Origin of the sequence: Mesorhizobium sp. M7A.F.Ca.ET.027.03.2.1 (genome assembly GCF_003999175.1) — a bacterium.
Classification (GTDB): domain Bacteria; phylum Pseudomonadota; class Alphaproteobacteria; order Rhizobiales; family Rhizobiaceae; genus Mesorhizobium.
The window spans coordinates 1-1,490 of sequence record NZ_RZOM01001289.1; the positions used below are offsets into that span (position 1 = coordinate 1).

2 protein-coding genes are annotated in these 1,490 nt (G+C 61.0%); one reads left to right on the forward strand and one right to left on the reverse strand.

The window, feature by feature from the left end; translation table 11 throughout:
* Positions 1-827, reverse strand: an 827-nt coding sequence (locus EN750_RS33925) for an acetylornithine deacetylase/succinyl-diaminopimelate desuccinylase family protein (protein WP_127399247.1), incomplete at its 3' end; no start/stop codon positions are given.
* 222 nt (positions 828-1,049) lie between these two features.
* Between EN750_RS33925 and EN750_RS33930 the strand changes: the two genes are divergently transcribed.
* Positions 1,050-1,478, forward strand: coding sequence for a L,D-transpeptidase (locus EN750_RS33930; protein ID WP_023812266.1), 429 nt, complete (start codon positions 1,050-1,052; stop codon positions 1,476-1,478).
* Positions 1,479-1,490 lie beyond the last annotated feature (12 nt).

A 1,490-nucleotide genomic window follows, 5' to 3' on the forward strand; every position in this document is an offset into this window, starting at 1 on the left:
GGCCGGAAGTCCTCGGTCTGGCCGCCATGGATCGAATTGATGTTCATGGTCGAGCGTTTTGCCCCTTCGGGCACGACCGGCATGCGCGTCATCTTACGGTCAAGCGCAGGGAACAGCTCGTCCTCGAAAGCCCTCAGCACGGCGCCCATGTGGCGCACCGCATTGTCGCCGAGAAACGGCATCGAGCCGTGCGCGATCTCGCCCTTGGTCTCGATCTCCGCCCACCAGACGCCGCGATGCCCGAGGCAGATGCGGTCCTTGTTGAGCGGCTCGGGAATGATGACGTGGTCGACCCTGGGTTTTGAGAAATAGCCGAGTCTGGCCAGATGGGCGACGCCGCCGAAGCCGCCGGACTCCTCGTCGACGGTGCCGGATATTTCGATGACGCCGGGAAAGTCGGGGAAGACTTCCAGGAAGGCTTCGGCTGCGATGATCGAGGCGGCCAGTCCGCCCTTCATGTCGCAGGCGCCGCGACCATAGACCTTGCCGTCTTTGACGACGCCGGCAAAAGGATCGACGGTCCAGCCGTCGCCGGCTTCGACCACGTCGATATGCGAGTTGAAGTGGACGCAGGCGCCTGACGATCTTCCGTCGAAACGGGCAACGACATTGACGCGCGGGTAGCGGTCGGTGTCGCCGGGCGTGCCTTCGGCGCGGATGAATTCGGTCTCGAAACCACTCTTCTTCAGCCGCGCGCCGAGATAGTCGGCGCATGGCCGATAGGCCTCGCCGGGTGGATTGATGGTCGGAAAACGGATCAGCTCAGTGGTCAGCGCGACGACATCGTCGCGCCTGTCATCGATTGCCCGGAGGAGTCGCTCGTTCATGCCCAGAGTTGAGCAGCGATCTCGGCGGTTTTGCAAGCCCGTTGGTGATCGAGCCTGTGCGGCGTGTCGTTGCGGCAACTATTGCGGGAAATCGTTCAAATTCGCTGCTTTGGATTGGCGAATTGGTCAAGGTGTGTGTGTTAGCCCGTTCATCTGCCATTAAAAAGATGAGAGACAATTTGAGGGCAGGCAGGTTAGGGGCAATCAAAGGGGTTTGATCGCATGAAAAAGACAGTTCTCATGGCAGCCGTGTTTGTTGCGATGCTGTTCGGTGCTTCGGGGCAGGGCTGGGCAGCCAGCCTCGTTGCAAATATTGACGTGTCTTCGCAGACGATGACCGTCAGATATGGCGCGTCGGTTTACCGGTGGAGCGTCTCCACCGCGCGCAAAGGTTACATTACGCCGCGCGGCAGCTATCGGCCGCAACGGACGGCGCGGATGTGGTATTCGCGCAAATACGACATGTCGCCAATGCCTCATTCGGTGTTCTTCCGCGGCGGCTATGCCATTCACGGCACCGGCGCGGTGAGGCAGCTCGGGCGCCCGGCATCGCATGGCTGTGTGCGCTTGCACCCGACCAATGCCGCCGCCTTCTATGCGATGGTTCGGCAAGCCGGTTTCGGCAATACGCGCATTGTCGTCACCAACTGAAGAGATTCAGGT

Coding starts and splice junctions, on each gene's coding strand:
- EN750_RS33930 (WP_023812266.1), top strand. CDS start 1,050: ATGAAAAAGACAGTTCTCATGGCAGCCGTGTTTGTTGCGATGCTGTTC.